Source organism: Arenibacter catalasegens (genome assembly GCF_002909235.1).
In the GTDB taxonomy this organism is placed as follows: Bacteria; Bacteroidota; Bacteroidia; order Flavobacteriales; family Flavobacteriaceae; genus Arenibacter; species Arenibacter catalasegens.
In genome coordinates this window covers 45375-63885 of sequence record NZ_PHQQ01000015.1, presented here as the reverse complement: position 1 = coordinate 63885, position 18511 = coordinate 45375, and the positions used below count along the sequence as shown (strand labels likewise).

Here is an 18511-nt window from a genome sequence, read left to right as displayed (position 1 = left end):
AATAAAATAATAGTATTATGAAAATAAATAAAATTAGCATAAAAATTGCCTGTTTTTTTGTTGTAATTATGGCTATTTCAATGTCATCTTGTACTGATGAATTAGCTGAATTGAATGAAAACCCAAATGCAATTGCAAACTTACCTCTTGGACTTCAACTGACACAGATTCAATTAAGTGCAGCTGGTGCACAATATGAAATGCGTCGGGTCGGTCTTGGGTGGGCGTCATCGGCTATTCAACAGTTGGCCGATATAAATATTGCGACCAACCTTTTGCCTGGAGATAAATACATGGACTTTATCGATTATAGCTATGCAGTTTTTGATCAGTATTGGGTAAATGAAGCCAAAGATGTAATTGACTTTGTAACTCGTACTTCTGAAGATCCAGCAGATGTGAATTACAACGCTATTGGACGTATTATGAAGGTAATCTCTTTTCATAAGGTAACTGACCTTTATGGTGATATTCCCTATTCTGAAGCTGGCCAAGGTTATTTAACCAACACTTGGTTTCCGGCATACGATCCTCAGCAAGACATTTATGCCAACATGTTAAGTGAATTGGAAGCAGCGGCATTGCAATTAAGTGCTTCAGCTGAAAACCCAGGGTCTCAAGATGTAATCTATGGTGGTGATATTACAAAATGGAAAAAATTATCGTATTCGATGATGTTACGATTAGGCCTTAGGATGTCTAAAGTAGATCCAGCAGCGTCTGAATCATGGGTTAAGAAAGCTATCGCAGGAGGTGTTATGACCGATCTGAATGACTTGGCTAAAATTGAACATGAAGAAGGCGGTGTTGAAAGTCCTATTGGCTATTCATTTGTGGTTGATAAATTCATGCGTATAAGTGATACCTTCGTTAGTTGGATGCAAGATAATGATGATCCAAGATTGGAGATATTGTCCTTTGTGGAGTCTGGTGCGCCACATCAGGGCTTGCCAAATGGCTTGGATCCCACAACATTGGCATCCGACGGGCCAGCAGGAGGCAATCTTTTAGATTATTCACAAGTTAATCAAGCCTTGGTTGAAAGAAATTCACCTTCTATGTATATAACTTATGCCGAAGTAGAATTAATGTTGGCAGAGGCTGCAGTAAGAGAATGGTCTACAGGCGACGCGGAAACACATTACAACAAAGGAGTGCGTGCTGCCATGGCAAACTGGAGCTTTTATGGTGTAACGGCACCTGCAACAGCAGATGTTGATGCTTATTTAGTAGCGAATCCTTTTGTAGAGGCTAACGGTCTGGAGATGATCGGTGAGCAATATTGGGCCGCGACCTTTTTAAATCCATTGGAAGCTTATGCCAATTGGAGAAGAGTTGAATACCCTGTTTTGACACCCATAAATTATACAGGAAATGCTACCGGAGGAACTATTCCCAGACGAATGAAGTATCCTTTGGTGGAATTTACAGTAAATGCAGAACATGTAAATGCTGCTATATCAAATCAAGGCCCAAACACGTACACTACCCGAGTATGGTGGGATAAGCAATAGTATTAATATTCTTATTACATAAACAATTTTATTTTTTTTTAGTTAGATTAATAAAGGAGGGGAAACCCTCCTTTATTTTATTTTTATTTACTAGGTTTATTAGGATGAAAACATATGAATCGACAATTTGTATTTGGCAACTTACAGTAACTATAATCCTTCTTTTGCCAATATTTGCCTTTGCCCAAGAACATAAGCAATTTACTTTATTGGACTCTGCAACTACTGGTGTAACTTTCGAAAATACAATAGAGGACACCAAGGAGAGTAATATCCTTATATATTCAAATTTTTACGGTGGAGCAGGCGTAGGAATGGGTGATTTTAACAATGACGGCTTACAAGATATCTTTTTCGCTGGAAACTTGGTCAGTGATCAATTGTATCTAAATAAGGGCGAAATGCAGTTTGAGGATATAACTCAGTCTTCGGGTATCGAAGATAATGGAGGGTGGTCTTCTGGCGTTATAATTGGAGATATTAATAACGATGGTTGGCAAGATATTTATGTAACTAGAGAGCTTTATGATGGCAATCCTGAAATTCGAAAGAACAGACTGTATATAAATACCTCTAAAGACAATTCAGATAATAAAACAACATTTAAGGAATCTGCGGCAGAGTACGGACTGGACAATAGCGAAAGGACTAGACATGCCACTTTTTTGGATTACAATAAAGACGGCTTGCTGGATATATTTATTCTTAATAACCCACCCAATCCAGGAAATTTTTCAGAAATGTACGATGTAGATCGCAACCAAGAAAGATTTGCTCCGAAATTATATAAAAATAATGGGGACAGAACTTTTACGGATGTTACCTTGGATGCTGGGATTTTAAAATTTGGTAACGCTAATAGTGTTTCCGTATTTGATGCCAATAATGATGGATGGCCAGATATTTACATAGCGCATGATTTTGGACCTCCAGATGCCTTTTTCTTAAATAATACTGATGGGACCTTTACCAATATCATAGATAAATCCTTAAATCATATTTCCTATTTTAGTATGGGTGTTGATGCGTCGGATATTAATAATGATGGCTATTTAGACCTTATGGTCTTAGATATGGTGGCAGAGGATAATTTTCGTATTAAATCCAATATGAGCGGAATGAACCCGAAATCGTTTTGGAATATTGTGAATAATGATGGACATTATCAATATATGTATAACACCTTGCAATTAAATCAAGGTACTTTCTCTGGAACACCCCAGTTTGGAGATATTGCACAGATGGCAGGCGTGTCCAGTACCGATTGGAGCTGGTCCAATGTTATTGCCGATTTTGACAACGATGGATTAAAAGATATTTACGTGACCAACGGACTTCTACGGGACATTCGCAATACGGATTCTGATAAGGCCGTTTCAAACTATGTCACTCAAGTGGCCAACGATTTTGTAAAAAACAATCCTACGGCAGGAGATGTTTCAATTTGGGATATTCTTGACTTGGAGAAAACACTTGATCATATTCCTTCCGTTAAGTTGTCCAATTATGCGTTCAAAAATAAGGACGGAATGACCTTCGAGAAAATGTCTGAAGAATGGGGCCTGTCCCAAAAGACTTTTTCAGCAGGTTGCTCTTACGGCGACCTCGATAATGATGGGGATTTGGACCTAGTAGTAAATAATGTTAATGACCTGGCATTTATTTACAGAAATAACGGGGAGAAAAAAGCAGGTCAAAATTACTTGAGAATCAAATTAACAGATACAGAAAAGAATACTCCAATGCTAGGTGCAAGAGTGGAGGTCCTACAAGGAAAAAAAAGACAGCTTTATGAATTTACAAGTGTTCGGGGAATGTATTCATCAAGTGAACAAATGGCCCATTTTGGATTTAATGAAAACAAAAAAATAGATACCCTAAAGGTGACATGGCCAAATCTTAAAATTAGTATTTTCACCGATCTAGATGTAAACCAATTGCTAAATATTGATATCATCGAGGCCGATACAGTCAAGGTGAATAATATTTCCAATAGGAGCCCATTGTTTAGCGTGGTTAAAAATATCCAATTTGAGCACGTAGAGAACAAAATCAATGATTTTGACAAACAAGTGCTATTGCCCCATAAACAATCCCAGTTTGGTCCCGCATTAGCAGTTGGCGATGTTAACGGGGATGGTTTGGAAGATTTTTTTATTGGAGGGGCAGCGGGATATGAACCAGCACTTTTTCTCCAAAATAAGGCGGAAGAATTTAAGAAAGTCCCAAGCAAGACCTGGAACCAAGCGTTAAGATATGAGGACTTGGATGCCGTGTTTTTTGATATGGACAATGATGGGGATCAAGATCTTTATGTAGTGAGCGGTGGAAATGAATGGGCACCGAATTCCGAATATTACCAAGATAGACTATATATCAATGATGGGAAGGGGAACTTTAAATTAACCACAAATAGACTCCCCACGTTTACGGAAAGTGGATCGGTTGTTCGGCCTTACGATTATGATAATGATGGTGATCTTGACCTATTTATAGGAGGGCGACATATGCCATGGGATTATCCATCGCCGGTAAGCAGTAGAATATTGAATAACCATAAGGGGACTTTTAAGGATGTTACAAAAACCATAGCCAAAGAATTATTGGATATAGGCATGGTCACGGATGCAGAATGGATCGATTTTGATGAAGATGGTAATATAGACCTTGTTCTTACCGGAGAATGGATGCCTATTACCTTTATTAAAAATACGGGAAAGAAATTCGTTAATGTAACCGATTCCCAGGGGCTGCCCGATACCGAAGGATGGTGGTACAGTTTGGCAGCTGCTGATATGGACCATGATGGGGATATAGATCTGGTAGCCGGTAATTTAGGACTAAATTATAAATATCAGGCTACTGTGAACACTCCTTTTGAGGTGCATTATAGCGATTTTGATAAAAATGGCTCCAAAGATATAGTGCTTAGTTATTACAATTTTGGGGAGCAGTTTCCGCTTCGTGGAAGGTCCTGTTCCTCTGAGCAAATACCTTTGATCTCTCAACGATTCCAGACCTATGATATTTTTGCATCCGCCAATTTATCAGAGGTCTATGGGGAGGATAACCTGCAATCGGCATTACACTATACGGCAAAAACCTTTGCCAGCGCATATTTCGAAAATAAAGGTAACGGAATGTTTAGTATGAAAGTGCTGCCAAATGAAGCGCAGGTTTCCAATGTGGATGCCATTCTACTCGAAGATTTTGATGGTGATGGGAATAAAGATATTCTGTTGGCCGGTAATTTGTATCCGGTAGAAGTAGAGACTACACGAAATGATGCCAGTGTTGGCCTGTTCTTAAAAGGTGACGGCAAGGGAGGGTTTATTCCGGTATCACCAACGGAAAGTGGCTTGTTTCTAGAAGGGGATGTTCAGAAATTGATGCTGATTAGCACACCCACAAATAGACTGATAATAAGTGCAGTTAACAATGGGATGATGGGGAGTATAAAAATAAATGGTAATTCAAGTTTGCATGAAGAATAATAGAAAAATAATCAAAATTGCTTTGTTTCTCGCTATTCTCTGGTTTGGAGTACAATTTGGTCACACCCAAACCCCCCATAAAAGAGCAAACGAAGAAAAACTATTCTCCTTATTGGCCAGTAGCCAAACGGGTATAAATTTTAACAATTCGGTAACCGATACTAAGGAGGCCAATGCCCTTATTTATGAATTGTTCTATAATGGCGCAGGTGTGGCCATAGAGGATATCAATAATGATGGATTGCCTGATATTTACTTCGCGGGTAACCAAGTACGAGATAGGCTATATTTAAATCTAGGAAACCTTAAATTTAAGGATATCACCGAATCATCGGGAATATTGGATAGAGGCGGATGGTCTAAGGGCGTTAATATAGTAGATATTAACGGGGATGGTTACCAGGACATCTACGTATGCAAGAATTTGTTCGATGATAATCCTGAACTTAGAATAAATGAACTGTACATCAATAATGGGGACTTAACATTTACGGAGTCTGCACGTAAATATAATTTGAACGACCCCTTTAGAGCAATCCACGCTAATTTTTTTGATTTTGATAAAGATGGGGATTTTGATATGTTCTTGATCAATCAACCTCCAAATCCTTCCTTATTGTCCCCTTTAAAAGGTCGAAATTGGCTTAGCCCGGATCTTACCTATCGGTTTTTGGAGAACACAGATGAAGGATTTAGGGATATTACAGCAGCTGTAGGTCTCGAGAATGTGGGGTATGGCCTTAGTTCTGTGGTGGGCGACTTTAATAATGATCAATGGCCTGATCTTTACGTGACCAATGATTATGAGGGCCCCGACTTCTTTTATATTAACAATGGAGACGGAACCTTTACCAATAAGGCCAATGACTATTTAAAGCATATGTCATTTTTTAGTATGGGTTCTGACGTTGGTGATATTAATAATGATGGCCTGTTAGATCTGGCAGTGGTAGATATGGTCGCAGAGGACAACTATCGACTTAAGGCAAATATGGGAGGCATGAACCCACAAGAATTTTGGAACATAGTAGATCTTGGCGGGCATTACCAGTATATGTTCAATACCCTGCAAATGAATAATGGGGCAGATGCCGATGGTAACCTTGTATTTAGCGAGATTGGGCAATTGGCAGGTATGTCGAACACAGATTGGAGCTGGTCCACCTTATTTGCAGATTTTGATAATAATGGTTTTCAAGATATTTATGTTACCAATGGTATTAAGAGGGATATTAGAAATACGGATGCCCTTAAGAATATTGATACTTATCTGGCCGGTATCGTTGAAAAACACCAAATTAAGGATGCTGCTGCCAATTTGGACAAAATTAGGGAGTTAGTCTCATTGGATACTATTTTAGCGTTTTTTCCAACACAAAAAATATCCAACTATGGTTTTAAGAATAGGGGTGGGTTAAATTTTGTGAAAGCGGTAGAAGAGTGGGGAATTGACCAACCTTCATTTTCTTCTGGGGCCGCCTATGGAGATCTTGACAACGACGGGGATTTGGATCTAGTGGTGAATAATGTTGATGATATAGCATTCATCTATGAGAATAATTCTGACAAATTGACCAAGAATAATTTTCTTAATTTAAAATTTACAGAAGATAACAAACACAAAAGCTTTTTTGGAACCAGGGCTACTATTTACTATAATGGAGGTATACAGCTAGGGGAGTTAACAAGTGCGAGGGGATTTTATTCGAGTAGCGAAAGCCTTATTCATTTTGGATTGGGAACTGCCAAGAAAATTGATAGTTTGGTAATCTCATGGTACGATGGGGGAAACTCGGTGCTACATAAAATCAGACCCAATCAGACTATGGTCCTTGATCGGGCAAAATTGAAAATTACAGCTGTAGGTATGCAAAAAACAACAAACAGACCCTTTAAGGACATTTCCAAGGAGATTGGCCTAAATCATATTCATCAAGAGAACACTTTTGATGATTTTGAAAGGGAAGTGTTGTTGCCCCATAAAATGTCTGCATTTGGCCCAGGACTCGCCGTAGGTGATGTTAATGGGGATGGGCTGGATGATTTCTTCGTTGGTGGAGCAGTGGGGCAAAGCGGAAGTGTCTTTTTTCAAGCTAAGGATGGAACATTCACCAAGACAGGGTCTGAAACGTATGCTGGTTATCCCTATCACGAGGATATGGGTGCCGTATTTATCGATGCTGATCTGGACGGGGATTTGGATTTGTATGTAGTAAGTGGCGGTAATGAATACGAAAAGGGAATTGACCTATATCAGGACAGGTTTTATACAAACGATGGCAACGGCATTTTTTCCTTGTTAAAATCTGCCTTGCCGCAACTAACGGCCAGCGGTTCTCGGGTAATAAAGGTAGATTATGACAAGGACGGAGATATAGACCTTTTTGTCTGTGGCAGGCAGGTTCCTGGCCATTACCCCGAGCCAACAGAAAGTTACCTTTTGAAAAATAATAGGAAGGAAACAGGATCACTTGAGTTTGAGAAAGTTATTATTAAAGACCTAATTGATTTGGGTATGGTAACGGATGCTTCCTGGACTGACTATGATCAAGACGGGGATTTAGACCTTATAGTTGTGGGGGAGTGGATGCCGGTAACCATACTGGAGAACAAAGAAGGTAGTTTTAAAAAACTGGCCCTGCCAAATTCCCTCCAAAACACTACAGGCTGGTGGTACAGTATAAAAGCTGCCGATTTGGATGATGACGGGGATGATGACTATATAATTGGGAATCTCGGGCTCAATTACAAGTATAAGGCCAATCCAGAAGAACCCTTTACGGTGAATTATGGTGATTTTGACCAAAATGGGAAAAGTGATATTGTGCTGGGATACTATAATTACGGGGAGCATTATCCTTTGAGAGGTAGATCCTGCTCATCGCAACAAATCCCTGGATTAAAAAAAATCTTTCCGAACTACGATACTTTTGCCTCCGCATCCCTAAGCGAAGTATATGGGGAGGATCAATTAAACCGATCCTTGGAGTATAAGGCCCATACGTTCCAAAGTATAGCCCTTGAGAATTTAGGAAATGGAAATTTCAAAATACATGAGTTGCCTATAGAGACGCAAGTATCCAGTATAAATGATATTATAATTGCCGATGTGGACAATGATGGTGCATTGGATCTTATACTAGCCGGGAACATGTATGGTTCAGAAGTTGAAACACCTCGTAACGATGCGGGCATTGGACTCTTTTTAAAAGGAAATGGAAAATGTGGTTTTAAAGCCATCCCCATGGCTGAAAGTGGCTTAAGCCTGCCTTATGATGTAAAGGAATTGAAATCGATAAAATTGGGGCCGGATAGGGGTATGCTAGTAGGGGTAAATGATGGGCCATTGAAAATTATTAAATATTAAATACGCTACTTTAGGTGACTAAAGGTCATTTATAATTCAAAATTATATTAGCCCGAACAAGGTATAGTATCTGCTGTCTAATCATGCTCATTTTGTATCAACGATGCAGAAGCAGATGGACTGTATTCTCTAGGGAGCACTCCAAATTCAGCTTTAAAACATCTAGTAAAATAGGATGGATTGTTGAATCCAACTTTAAATAAAACTTCACTAACGGTATAATCACTGTTGGCAAGCAATCGGGCGGCTTTTTTTAATCGAACTAGACGTATAAAATGGTTAATAGACAGTCCGGTCAGCGCTTTTAATTTCCTATAAAGTTGGTCTTGACTCATATTCATGTTTTCGATAAGACTTTGTACAGAGAATTCCGATTCCGAAATATTGGATTCTATGTGCCCAATAATTTTTTCAATAAACCGTTCGTCCACTGATTGGGGTTGGGCCTCCCCTAATAAATTGTCAGATTGCAACATTTTCATTCTTAAAGCCTCCTTTTGTTCTATTATTTTTTTGACCCTGGTCAATAAAAACCTACTATTAAACGGTTTTTCAATATAGGCATCGGCACCTTTTTCAAACCCTTCAATTTTGGAGTCTATAGACGTTTTGGCCGTCAATAAAATTACAGGAATATGGGAGGTATTTAAATTGGATTTTATCTGTTGGCATACCTCTGTTCCATCCAAACCTTTCATCATAATATCACTTATTACTAAATTTGGCATATTTTTATTGGTCACACAAAGCCCTTCTTTCCCATTATTAGCGGTATAGACCTTATAATCGCTTTCAAGGATTTCCTTTAAATAATCTCTAATATCCTCACTGTCGTCTATTACCAATATGGAAAGTTTCTTTGGGTTTATAGATGCAGGCTTAATTTCAGGGGTAGCATCTATACTAAATTCAGGATTGGAATTTATAACATGATGTGGATAATCTGAAAGTGCATTGATAATTGGGAAATGAACAATAAATTCGGTCCCTTCATTTTCTATACTATGCACTTCAATTTTTCCATTGTGCATTTCTGTATATTTTTTTATTAAGGTGGTTCCAATACCATTGCCTTGTAATTCATTGCTTTTCTTTGATCTGTAAAATTGGTTAAAAATTAAATCTAATTCATCTTTTGGGATACCCATGCCCGTATCCATAATGCTAATGGAGATATATTCGTTGTCATTATACACTTGTACAATGACTTCTCCGTATTTGGGAGTGAATTTTATGGCATTGGAGATTAAATTTATTAGAATGGACTCCAATTTGTTGGAATCTGCCAAAAGAATCAATTTCTCTTCAGGACACGACACCTCAAAATCCAAATCGTTTTTTTGTGCCAATTCATAAAATTGGGAGCAGGTATTCTTAACAAAAGCATTAAGGTCTATTTGCTCCAATTCCAAATCCATTGTATTGCTCTCGGCCTTTCTAAAATTCAGGATCTGGTTAACAATATTTAAAAGCATTTGTCCATTTTTATGCATTCGAATCATCTTTTTTTGGAGTTTTTGCTCTAGCTCGCCACTCGAAATCATTTCCTCGAGGGGACCAATAATAAGTGTTAAGGGAGTTCTTAAATCATGTGAAACATTAGTAAAAAAGGATAGTTTCTGTTGGTAGAGTTCATGGTTTCGCTCCTGTTTTATTTTTTCTATTTTCAATGCTTGATTAATTTCCATACGAGCCCTTACCTCTTTAATTATTATAAAAAGAATTAGTACTAGGCAAAGAAAGTAAGCCAAATATGCCAGCGAAGTTGCCCACCAAGGTTTTAATTTAATGATGGTAAGCTTTCTGGACTGAGGATTTAAACCAACATATTCATGCCCTACCTTTACTTCCAGTTCGTAAGTTCCCGACGGCACATTGGTGTAATTGGCAATACTGGATATACCGCGTGATGTTTTCCATTCTTGTTCAAAATTATTAAGCCTATGTAACAATTGTATTTTTTTCTTGCCGGTAAAGGCCAATGCATTAAAGCTTATGGAAAAGGACTCAATATTGTGAGGTAGAACAATGGTGTCGCTATAATTTAGATTTTGATGCAAGATTACCTTTCCATGTAATTCTTTTTGCGGCAAGACTGTTTGATTTAGAGTTTGAAATTCAGATAACATTAGTCTAGGAAATGGTGGAAGACGAATTGGTTCATCAGGTGCTATTTTTAGCAGCCCATTGTCCGAAGCTGTGATGAGCGTGTTGTCCAAGGAGTTGTAAAGCATACCGTAACAAGAGAATTCGGATAAGAGATATGTTGCGGTCAATGCTTCGGGATTTATTTTAAAAATGCCCTTATGGGTGCCTGCCCATAAATTTCCTGATGCATCTGATGTCATTCCTGTGACAACACATCCATTAATTAAAGTATTTCTTTTGGGAACCTCGTTGGGTTTTAGAGTACCGAAGCCATTTCTACAAAGTATCCATAAATCTCCATTATCCTGAAGATAAAGGTTTTCAACAAATATTTTATCATTTTCAGAGGCAAATAATTCAAACTGCTTTATGCTTTCAATGGCCCCATTTTCATTAAGTTTTAGGGAAAAAAGGCCGTTTTTTATAGATCCGGCCCATATTTGTCTGTTTTTGTTATCGCTTATGAGACTCTTTATATCCGTAGGTTTTTTTGTCGTTTCCTTCGGAAGGTCTATTTTTTGCAATTGCAAATTGTCTTTTGAGAATCGATATAGACCATTCTCCGAGCTGCCAATCCACAAGTTATTACTGGGTCCGCGTGTTATACTGTAAATGCGATCTTTAGCTAATAGGCCCAGATCATATTTGTTGGGCACTAATTTATGGGTATAGGGATCGTACATTCTGATTCCATTTCCCCATGTGCCGATGAGCAGGAGATTGGTTATGGGATCGTAATAAAGGGATGAAATGGATTTTATTTCTTCGTTGGTTACTATGGATTTGAAATTCTTCTGGTGCGTGATATATTCCCCTAGCCCATTGCCGTGAGTGCCTAGAAAGATTCTACCATCGGGTAACTTGGCCATGGCCCAGATAATATTGGAAAAGAGATTCTTCTCATTTTCCGCATCATAGACAACGGAATAATTCTTTTTACTTAAATCAATTACGTTCACTCCTCCAAACCAAGTGCCTATCCAAAGATTATTATTGCTGTCAATGTAAGTATTCAATACGTAATTGGAGTTCAGATTGTTTTGTTTGAGCTGTTCATAAAGGAAATGCTCCAGCTCTAAACCATTGGTTGAAAAATTAAAAATACCTTCCCCTTCTGTTCCCACCCATATGGAGTTCTGATGAATGCTTAGAGAACTTATAATAGAATTGTCCAGTTTCCAGGAATCTGTAAGGGTTTGCACATTATTGTTTTCTTGAGGCGCGAAATCCATTATTTTGAAAAGGCCTTTGTCCGTACCTACAAACAGTACTTCCCTCTTAATGGCAAGACTAGTTATGTTAGTCGGCGCTTCCAATTCTATCGGTTGATCAATAATGTAATTGTTATTTGCTTTCCTGATCCTGGTGATTTTGGAGCCTTCAGTGCCAATGAGCATTGTGCCATCTATTTCCAGGATAGTATGAATTGCCCCAGAAAGCATTGTGAGTGCCTCAGCCTCCTTTAAAAGGTAATCAGATGAGTTTGAATCGATATCCGCGAGTGGAAACGAAAATAGGGTTCCATTATTAGTGCCTACCCATACAACATCATGGCTATCCAAAAATAATGTGGAAATGTTTACAAGGGAATGTAACGGCTCCTTATCTATGACTAAAGGAATAATCTTTTTTTTGAGTTTATCCCATAAAAAAAGGCCTTTGTCACGGGTTCCGATTAATATCAATCCTTTTTTTAAAAATAAGGCTTGGGATATTTTATTGCTAAAGCCATCAGTATTATGCATATTGAAGAGCGTAAACTGGCTACCATCAAAAATATTTAAGCCTTCCCCTGTAGAAATATAGATAAGTCCTTCGTCATCCTCACTTATGTGGTCCACGTTGTTAAATACCAAACCATCCTTGGTATTGTAGTTGACAATTTGTGTATAGGTCTTATTCACTATTAAAAACGTAAATAGAGCGACTAGTAAAAAAATCTTCCTAAAACTCATAAAGCTTATTCTGGTCTTTACGTAAAAATAGGGATTTGTAAGGATTTCATATTGCCTTTCCGAAAATATGGTAGACAATCCTGAAAATGTTGTATTCCATGAAATTGTGCCATAGATATCGGAATCCGTTATAACGAGTTGTGTTCTTAGTTATGTATTATTGAAGAATAATAATTGTGGTCAATAATGGGTGTGTTGGAAGATAATAGACAATATAGCAATTGTTGAGGTCAACAAGTATTAAAAGTAATAAGTTAGTTGTTTTGAGTTAATTTGTAGTAACAAAGGGTGATTTTGATCACCCTTTGTTTATTACAATTAAAAAGTAAATATCCAGAGATTTACCGGGTTTAAAAATGTTAAATGTTTATCCCAAATTATTATTGGCAATGCGCGGAATTCCGTTTCTTTTAGTTTAAGTAGTAAGGTTGATAATTAAAATGCCGATAAAAATTGATTTAGAATGAATGTAAAAATGAAAATTAGGATTGTTCCCATGACTGTAATGTTGCTTGGGATTTTTTTTATGTCTTGTAAAAATAATGGGAATTCTACAGCTTTGGTCGGTGAAAAATTTCCAAAAACCATAACGATTAACGGGAGTTATTTTGTTGATAATAATGGAAGACAAGTTATTTTAAATGGGATAAACATTGTTAGCAAAAACAAGGAGGAAGGCTATATTTTTCAAAGTGGGCCGGAATTGTATGAGAATCTGGCAAAATGGGGAGTCAATTGTATTCGGTTTATTATTATTTGGGATAGATTGGAGCCCGAACCCGGAGTGTATAACGAAGAATATTTAAAAGAAATAGATCAGCGGATCGCACTAGCGGAAAAAAATAACTTGTTTGTTGTGTTGGATATGCATCAGGATCTATTTAGTGTGAAATATTCCGATGGAGCGCCGGAATGGGCTACTTTGGACGACGGGAAACCACATACCACGGGTGTCATATGGAGTGATGCCTATATGATGAGTGAGGCGGTTCAAACTTCTTTCGACAACTTTTGGTTGAACAAACCAGCAAGCGATGGTATTGGTCTTCAAGACCATTATGCCTCTCTATGGCAACATATAGCAAAAAGGTATGTAGACAATTCAACGATTATCGGGTTCGATATTATGAATGAGCCTTTTCCTGGATCTTCAGCCTTGGAATCCACCAAAATCTTACTAACCGCTTATGGGGAACTGCATTATTCCTTAACTGGGGAAAAGTTAAATGAAGAACAATTGACCATTATATGGCGAGATGAAGGGAATAGAATGGAGGCTCTTAAAATTCTCTCCAACACTGAAAATTATCATTTTGTTTTTAGTCGACTTTTTGAACTTAATAAAGAGTTTGAAACAACATATTTGCAGCAAATGTATCAGAAAGTTGCACTAGCTATCCGAGAAGTGGATACAAAACATATTTTATTTCTTGAGCATAGTTATTACAGTAACACAGGGGTGGGGAGTAGTATCGAAAGGGTTAATTTACCCAATGGGTCACCAGATCCATTGATTGCATATGCACCACATGGTTACGATTTGGTAACGGATACAGAGTCAGTGGCTATGGCATCCAATGAGAGGGTGTCCTATATTTTTGATCAGATTGCCAAAAAAGGGGAGCAATTAAAAATGCCTGTCTGGTTGGGTGAATGGGGTGCTTTTTATGGAAATTCAACGAGCGTTATTCCCGTTGCAAAAAATTCTGTTCAACTGATTGAAAAGCATCTTTTTGGAAATGCCTATTGGTCTTATGACCCTGGGACGGAAAATTTGGAATATTTTAAACAAGCTTTGGTCCGGGTGTATCCGGCATATGTAAGTGGGGAATTAATCAGTTATGGCAATGATTTTGAATCCCGCCAATTCACTATGACATGGAGGGAAGGTAAAAAGAACAATGCTGTGACCATGATTTTTGCATCCTCACTATCCAAACTTGATATAGACGCATTAAATAAATGGGGTGATGTTAAAATTGAAAAAATTAAATACTCGGATGCAGGTTGGTTAATTATTCCTCCATTAAAAGATGGAGGGGAAAGAAAACTGACCTTTGATATAGGTGATTAACTTTCGGTTTCCATTAATTGATCGTTAAGTCAAACTATCGCCGAATTTTCTATCTTCAATGTTTGGATCATAGAATCCATTAGTTCTGTATGCATTTGTTCTCTGTAAACGATTAAGCGAGATAATTAATATAAACAGTTAAATGAAAAAATTTATTTCACCCAAAGCATTATTCCAGAGCCTATTATTGATGTTTTTAGTTTCTTGTAATCCTGCGGTCCGGAAAGAAAAAACTAATGTAGTATTGCCTATAATTCCACAACCCCAAGAGATTCATGTGTTTGAGGGGTCATTTGTTATGGATTCCATGACTCAGGTGGTATTTTCTACAGAAGAACAGCACAGAGTGGCCAACTGGTTCAAAAGAGAGTTGGAGAATTTGGTTGGATTGTCTTGCCGTATTGGAACAGAATCATTAAGGAAGAATTCGATTGTATTAATCGAGGATAGTTCCATGGTCAACGAAGCATATTTGCTAGATATTAATGACACTGGGATAACTATAAGAGCATCTTCGGAGTCCGGATATTTTTACGCTTTTCAAACGATTTTGCAGTTGGCTCCGGTTTTAACAGAAAAAATTATATTAACGGAACTTAAGTTCGATCAACTTACTATAGCTGATCAGCCCAGGTTTGCATGGCGAGGCGCACTGCTGGATATTTCTCGACATTTCTTTGGCCCTAAAGTAATAAAGAAATTTATAGATCAGATGGCGGCTCAAAAATTGAACAGGCTGCACCTTCATCTTACGGATGATACTGGATGGCGAATAGAAGTAAAGGAATATCCCAAACTTCATGAAATTGGTTCAATGGGGGATAGGACCGATCCTAATGGTCCAGCTATGTACCTTGCCGAGGAAGAAGCCAGGGATATTACGGCCTATGCAAACGAAAGGCAGATTATGATAATCCCTGAGGTGGATATTCCTGGTCATTCGGGAGCAATAGAAAGAGCTTATCCAGAATTTAGTGGTGGCAATAACACGCTAAATATTGCCAATGATGATGCGATAAAAATGATAGAAACGGTAATCCTGCGTTTGTCCAAACTTTTTAACACCACCTATATCCATTTTGGAAGCGATGAGGTAAGACACCATAATTGGGAGGGAAGACCTGATATGAAGGCCAAAATGAACGAACTAAACCTTAAAGATCAACGTGAATTTGAAGGCTGGTTCGACCGTAGAATGGCCGATTTCATTGTAAGCTCAGGATTAAATCCAGTAGCCTGGGATGAAGCTTCCGTTTTTGGTATAAATAAGGAGACCACCTTGCAATGGTGGCGTGGGGAATTCCCTGAAGTATTATATACTGCCGCCCAACAAGGCTATGATATTATTTTATCCCCTGTAGATTTCCTTTATTTGGACTATCCCTCTGATTTAAAGGAGGCAGGTGCACAATGGGAAGGATTGCACAATGGACCAAATTCATTGGAAGCAATATATAGATGGCTGCCAATTCCAGAAACTTTTAACGATACTATGTCTGCCCGTATTATTGGTATTGAGGCCGGTATCTGGACCGAATTTATTGCCGATGAAAAGCGATTGGAATATATTGCCTATCCAAGGCTATCTGCAGTAGCTGAAAAGGCATGGACCTACGAGGATAATATTGATTGGGATTCATTTCAAGAAAGATTGTCCATGCAGTACTTGAGATATCAAAGGGCGGGTATTAATTACCGAATTCCGAATATTGGAATTGATGAACGTAAAATACGTCAACCAGAGGCATTTAATGGGCCAATAATGGAATGACTTTTTGAATTTATTATTCGTGATTTAACCCTAGGAAATGACAAATAGTTTCTTATAGTCAAGTTGAAAATGACTGCTGAAATTTAGAAAAGCTTGATAAATTTTTAGTAGCTAAAACTGTATTCGTGAGCATTCAGCTATTTTTGTTGTAATTCAATGTTGAATTAAATTATGGGTTGTATTTAATTTTCGCTGTTTTTGGCTCATAAAATAACAAGCTCATTGGCCTCATCCAAAACTGTGTTGGTAAAGCTTTTCAAGTAAATCTCTGTGGTCCTTAAGGAATTATGCCCAAGACCTTCACTTATGATTTCAGTTGATATTCCCATATATTTGGCTATCGTGGCCCAAGAATGACGAATGTAATACGTCGTAAATACCCCTTCTATCCCTGCATCCTTTGCGATGATCTTAAGACGTTCGTTCATTCTCCTCCTTTGGGATTTGTACTTTTGATAATGTTTGGTGCTGCCGTCATAGTTGGTGGGAAACAGAAAATCCTCAGGTAGTTTCCCCTTAAGGTAGAACTTCAGGATGATGCTAAGATTTTCTGTAATCTTGACCGAAAAAGGGTCACCAGTTTTGCTTCTGCCATATAGAAGACGGTCGCCCTCAATATTTTTTACTTTGAGCTTTACCAGATCAATAAAGTTCATTCCCCTGCAGTAGAACATGATAAGGGCATAGTTCTTGGCGTGCCAAAGCGGGCTTTCCCGTTCGTATTCCAATGTCCTTAGTTCCATGATCCTGGCCTTTGCCACGGCCTTTTTTTTAGTGCGGACCATTGAGGGCGTTCTGTAATGGTCGAACGGATTTTTTAGCGGAACAAATTGGTCCTCTTTGATGGCGCTATTGTACATGGACCTGATCGCCCTAATGTACATCCCTATCGTATTTTTGGAATTTCCCCTGCTCAATTGTTGGGCCTCGAAGTCCTTGAGAAAGGTCACCGTAATATCATATAACATTATGTCCTTTCCATTGTTGAATTTGGTTATGGCATCTACTCCGCTTTGATACCATTGTGCCGTTCCAGGAATATTAGCTGACCGTTTTCTTTTTATCATCACACCTGCCCATTGGGATAGGGAAATATCATTTTCGACCTTCTTTTTTATTTCAAAGTCCTGTTCACCGTCCCATCTGACCTTTATGTGGTCAAGTAGTAGATCAACACCAATACGGGCGATACTTTCACCAAGCTCGTATACCATTTGCCTGGCCCAATGGAATTTATTGCCAAGTTCTGCATTTATCTTATGGTAATCCAGCCCATTGTCCATAACCGCTGATTTTCGGAGCTGTTGGGTTTTTCTATCCCATCCTGTAAGGTTGGTAGAGTAGCCAAGAACGATCAGCCGGCTCTTTTTATGAAAGACCTTGAGGACTATGGGATATAGTCCTGTAATGCTGCTTTTGGATTTCTTCCTAGTGTCCAATATTAAACTTACCTTGGCCATATCAATTCGAATATTTCAAGGAAAAGGTAAGAAATAATTACGCTCACTTTTTTTGTATATCAAATGGATGCAAATGATATCAAATAAAATTTAATCGCTATAAAACATTGATATTCAGATATATATGATGGGTGTTTGATATGATTTGATGTCCTTTCTTTTAGGCTTACAAGCAGGGGGTCACTGGTTCGAACCCAGTAGGGCCCACAGTAACAAGAACAAGGCTTCCAAGAAATTGGGAGCCTTTTTTGGTTTTTCATAAAATCGCTAAAAACGCGCACTTTAGGCTCACTTTTCTTCTATTTTGTCGAAACTGAATTGTACTCTAGACTATTACATTCATTATAATCAACTTATAATCAATATTTTATGAATATGCTGAATTGAAATATATTTGGTTTTGAAAATCTAAAAAGCAGGGGGTCATTTTTTGTGATCATTTAGAGTCTCTAGTTGTGGTTAGTATGTAAATTAGAGGAATGAAATTTACCAATTTTCAGGGGCTAAGAGAGACCCAATACATTTGTCCAGGGGTGCTGTTGGAATTGGGGTTTTTATCTAATAGGGAGGAGGCGTAGCATAGTAGTAGGAAGTCTAGTAATTCTGGGTATGCCATGGGTATGTTACAAGTCCTAATGAAAGAATAAAACAAGTAATAATTAGAGGTCATCTTTTGTTGTTAATAATAATTATAAGAGAAGTTGTAGTGACTTTTATAAAGTTATGTA

At 38.0% G+C, this 18511-nt stretch carries 7 protein-coding genes; 5 read left to right on the top strand and 2 right to left on the bottom strand.

All coding sequences use genetic code 11. The features are described 5' to 3' along the window. Positions 1-17 precede the first annotated feature (17 nt). The 3 genes from CWD90_RS12895 to CWD90_RS12885 all read left to right on the top strand — a co-directional run bounded on the left by CWD90_RS12895 (position 18) and on the right by CWD90_RS12885 (position 8375). Positions 18-1514 (top strand): SusD/RagB family nutrient-binding outer membrane lipoprotein, encoded by a 1497-nt coding sequence (locus CWD90_RS12895; RefSeq protein ID WP_103476486.1) that lies wholly within the window; start codon positions 18-20, stop codon positions 1512-1514. Between the two features lie 104 nt (positions 1515-1618). Beyond that, entirely contained in the window at positions 1619-5008 is a 3390-nt protein-coding gene (locus CWD90_RS12890) for a VCBS repeat-containing protein (protein ID WP_103476485.1), read from the top strand. Continuing rightward, positions 4998-8375 (top strand): FG-GAP-like repeat-containing protein, encoded by a 3378-nt coding sequence (locus CWD90_RS12885; RefSeq protein ID WP_192878025.1) that lies wholly within the window; start codon positions 4998-5000, stop codon positions 8373-8375. The genes CWD90_RS12890 and CWD90_RS12885 overlap by 11 nt, the downstream gene beginning before the upstream one ends. Before the next feature lie 77 nt (positions 8376-8452). On the opposite strand, the gene CWD90_RS12880 is transcribed toward CWD90_RS12885, so the two are convergent. Then, the gene (locus CWD90_RS12880) at positions 8453-12478 is read right to left on the bottom strand and encodes a hybrid sensor histidine kinase/response regulator transcription factor (RefSeq protein ID WP_157941219.1); all 4026 of its coding nucleotides are present in this window, start codon (positions 12476-12478) and stop codon (positions 8453-8455) included. A 475-nt stretch (positions 12479-12953) separates the two neighbouring features. Between CWD90_RS12880 and CWD90_RS12875 the strand changes: the two genes are divergently transcribed. Continuing rightward, on the top strand, positions 12954-14552 hold the full coding sequence (locus CWD90_RS12875) for a cellulase family glycosylhydrolase (protein WP_192878024.1): 1599 nt from the start codon (positions 12954-12956) through the stop codon (positions 14550-14552). 142 nt (positions 14553-14694) lie between these two features. Continuing rightward, on the top strand, positions 14695-16323 hold the full coding sequence (locus tag CWD90_RS12870) for a beta-N-acetylhexosaminidase (RefSeq protein WP_103476481.1): 1629 nt from the start codon (positions 14695-14697) through the stop codon (positions 16321-16323). 203 nt (positions 16324-16526) lie between these two features. On the opposite strand, the gene CWD90_RS12865 is transcribed toward CWD90_RS12870, so the two are convergent. Beyond that, positions 16527-17783, bottom strand: a complete 1257-nt coding sequence (locus CWD90_RS12865; RefSeq protein WP_103476480.1) for a tyrosine-type recombinase/integrase — start codon at positions 17781-17783, stop codon at positions 16527-16529. Positions 17784-18511 lie beyond the last annotated feature (728 nt).

Bases quoted from the DNA above. Each gene is read 5' to 3' on its own strand.
- CWD90_RS12870 (WP_103476481.1), top strand. From the start codon at position 14,695: ATGAAAAAATTTATTTCACCCAAAGCATTATTCCAGAGCCTATTATTG.
- CWD90_RS12885 (WP_192878025.1), top strand. From the start codon at position 4,998: ATGAAGAATAATAGAAAAATAATCAAAATTGCTTTGTTTCTCGCTATT.
- CWD90_RS12875 (WP_192878024.1), top strand. From the start codon at position 12,954: ATGAAAATTAGGATTGTTCCCATGACTGTAATGTTGCTTGGGATTTTT.
- CWD90_RS12880 (WP_157941219.1), bottom strand. From the start codon at position 12,478: ATGAGTTTTAGGAAGATTTTTTTACTAGTCGCTCTATTTACGTTTTTA.
- CWD90_RS12895 (WP_103476486.1), top strand. From the start codon at position 18: ATGAAAATAAATAAAATTAGCATAAAAATTGCCTGTTTTTTTGTTGTA.
- CWD90_RS12890 (WP_103476485.1), top strand. From the start codon at position 1,619: ATGAAAACATATGAATCGACAATTTGTATTTGGCAACTTACAGTAACT.
- CWD90_RS12865 (WP_103476480.1), bottom strand. From the start codon at position 17,783: ATGGCCAAGGTAAGTTTAATATTGGACACTAGGAAGAAATCCAAAAGC.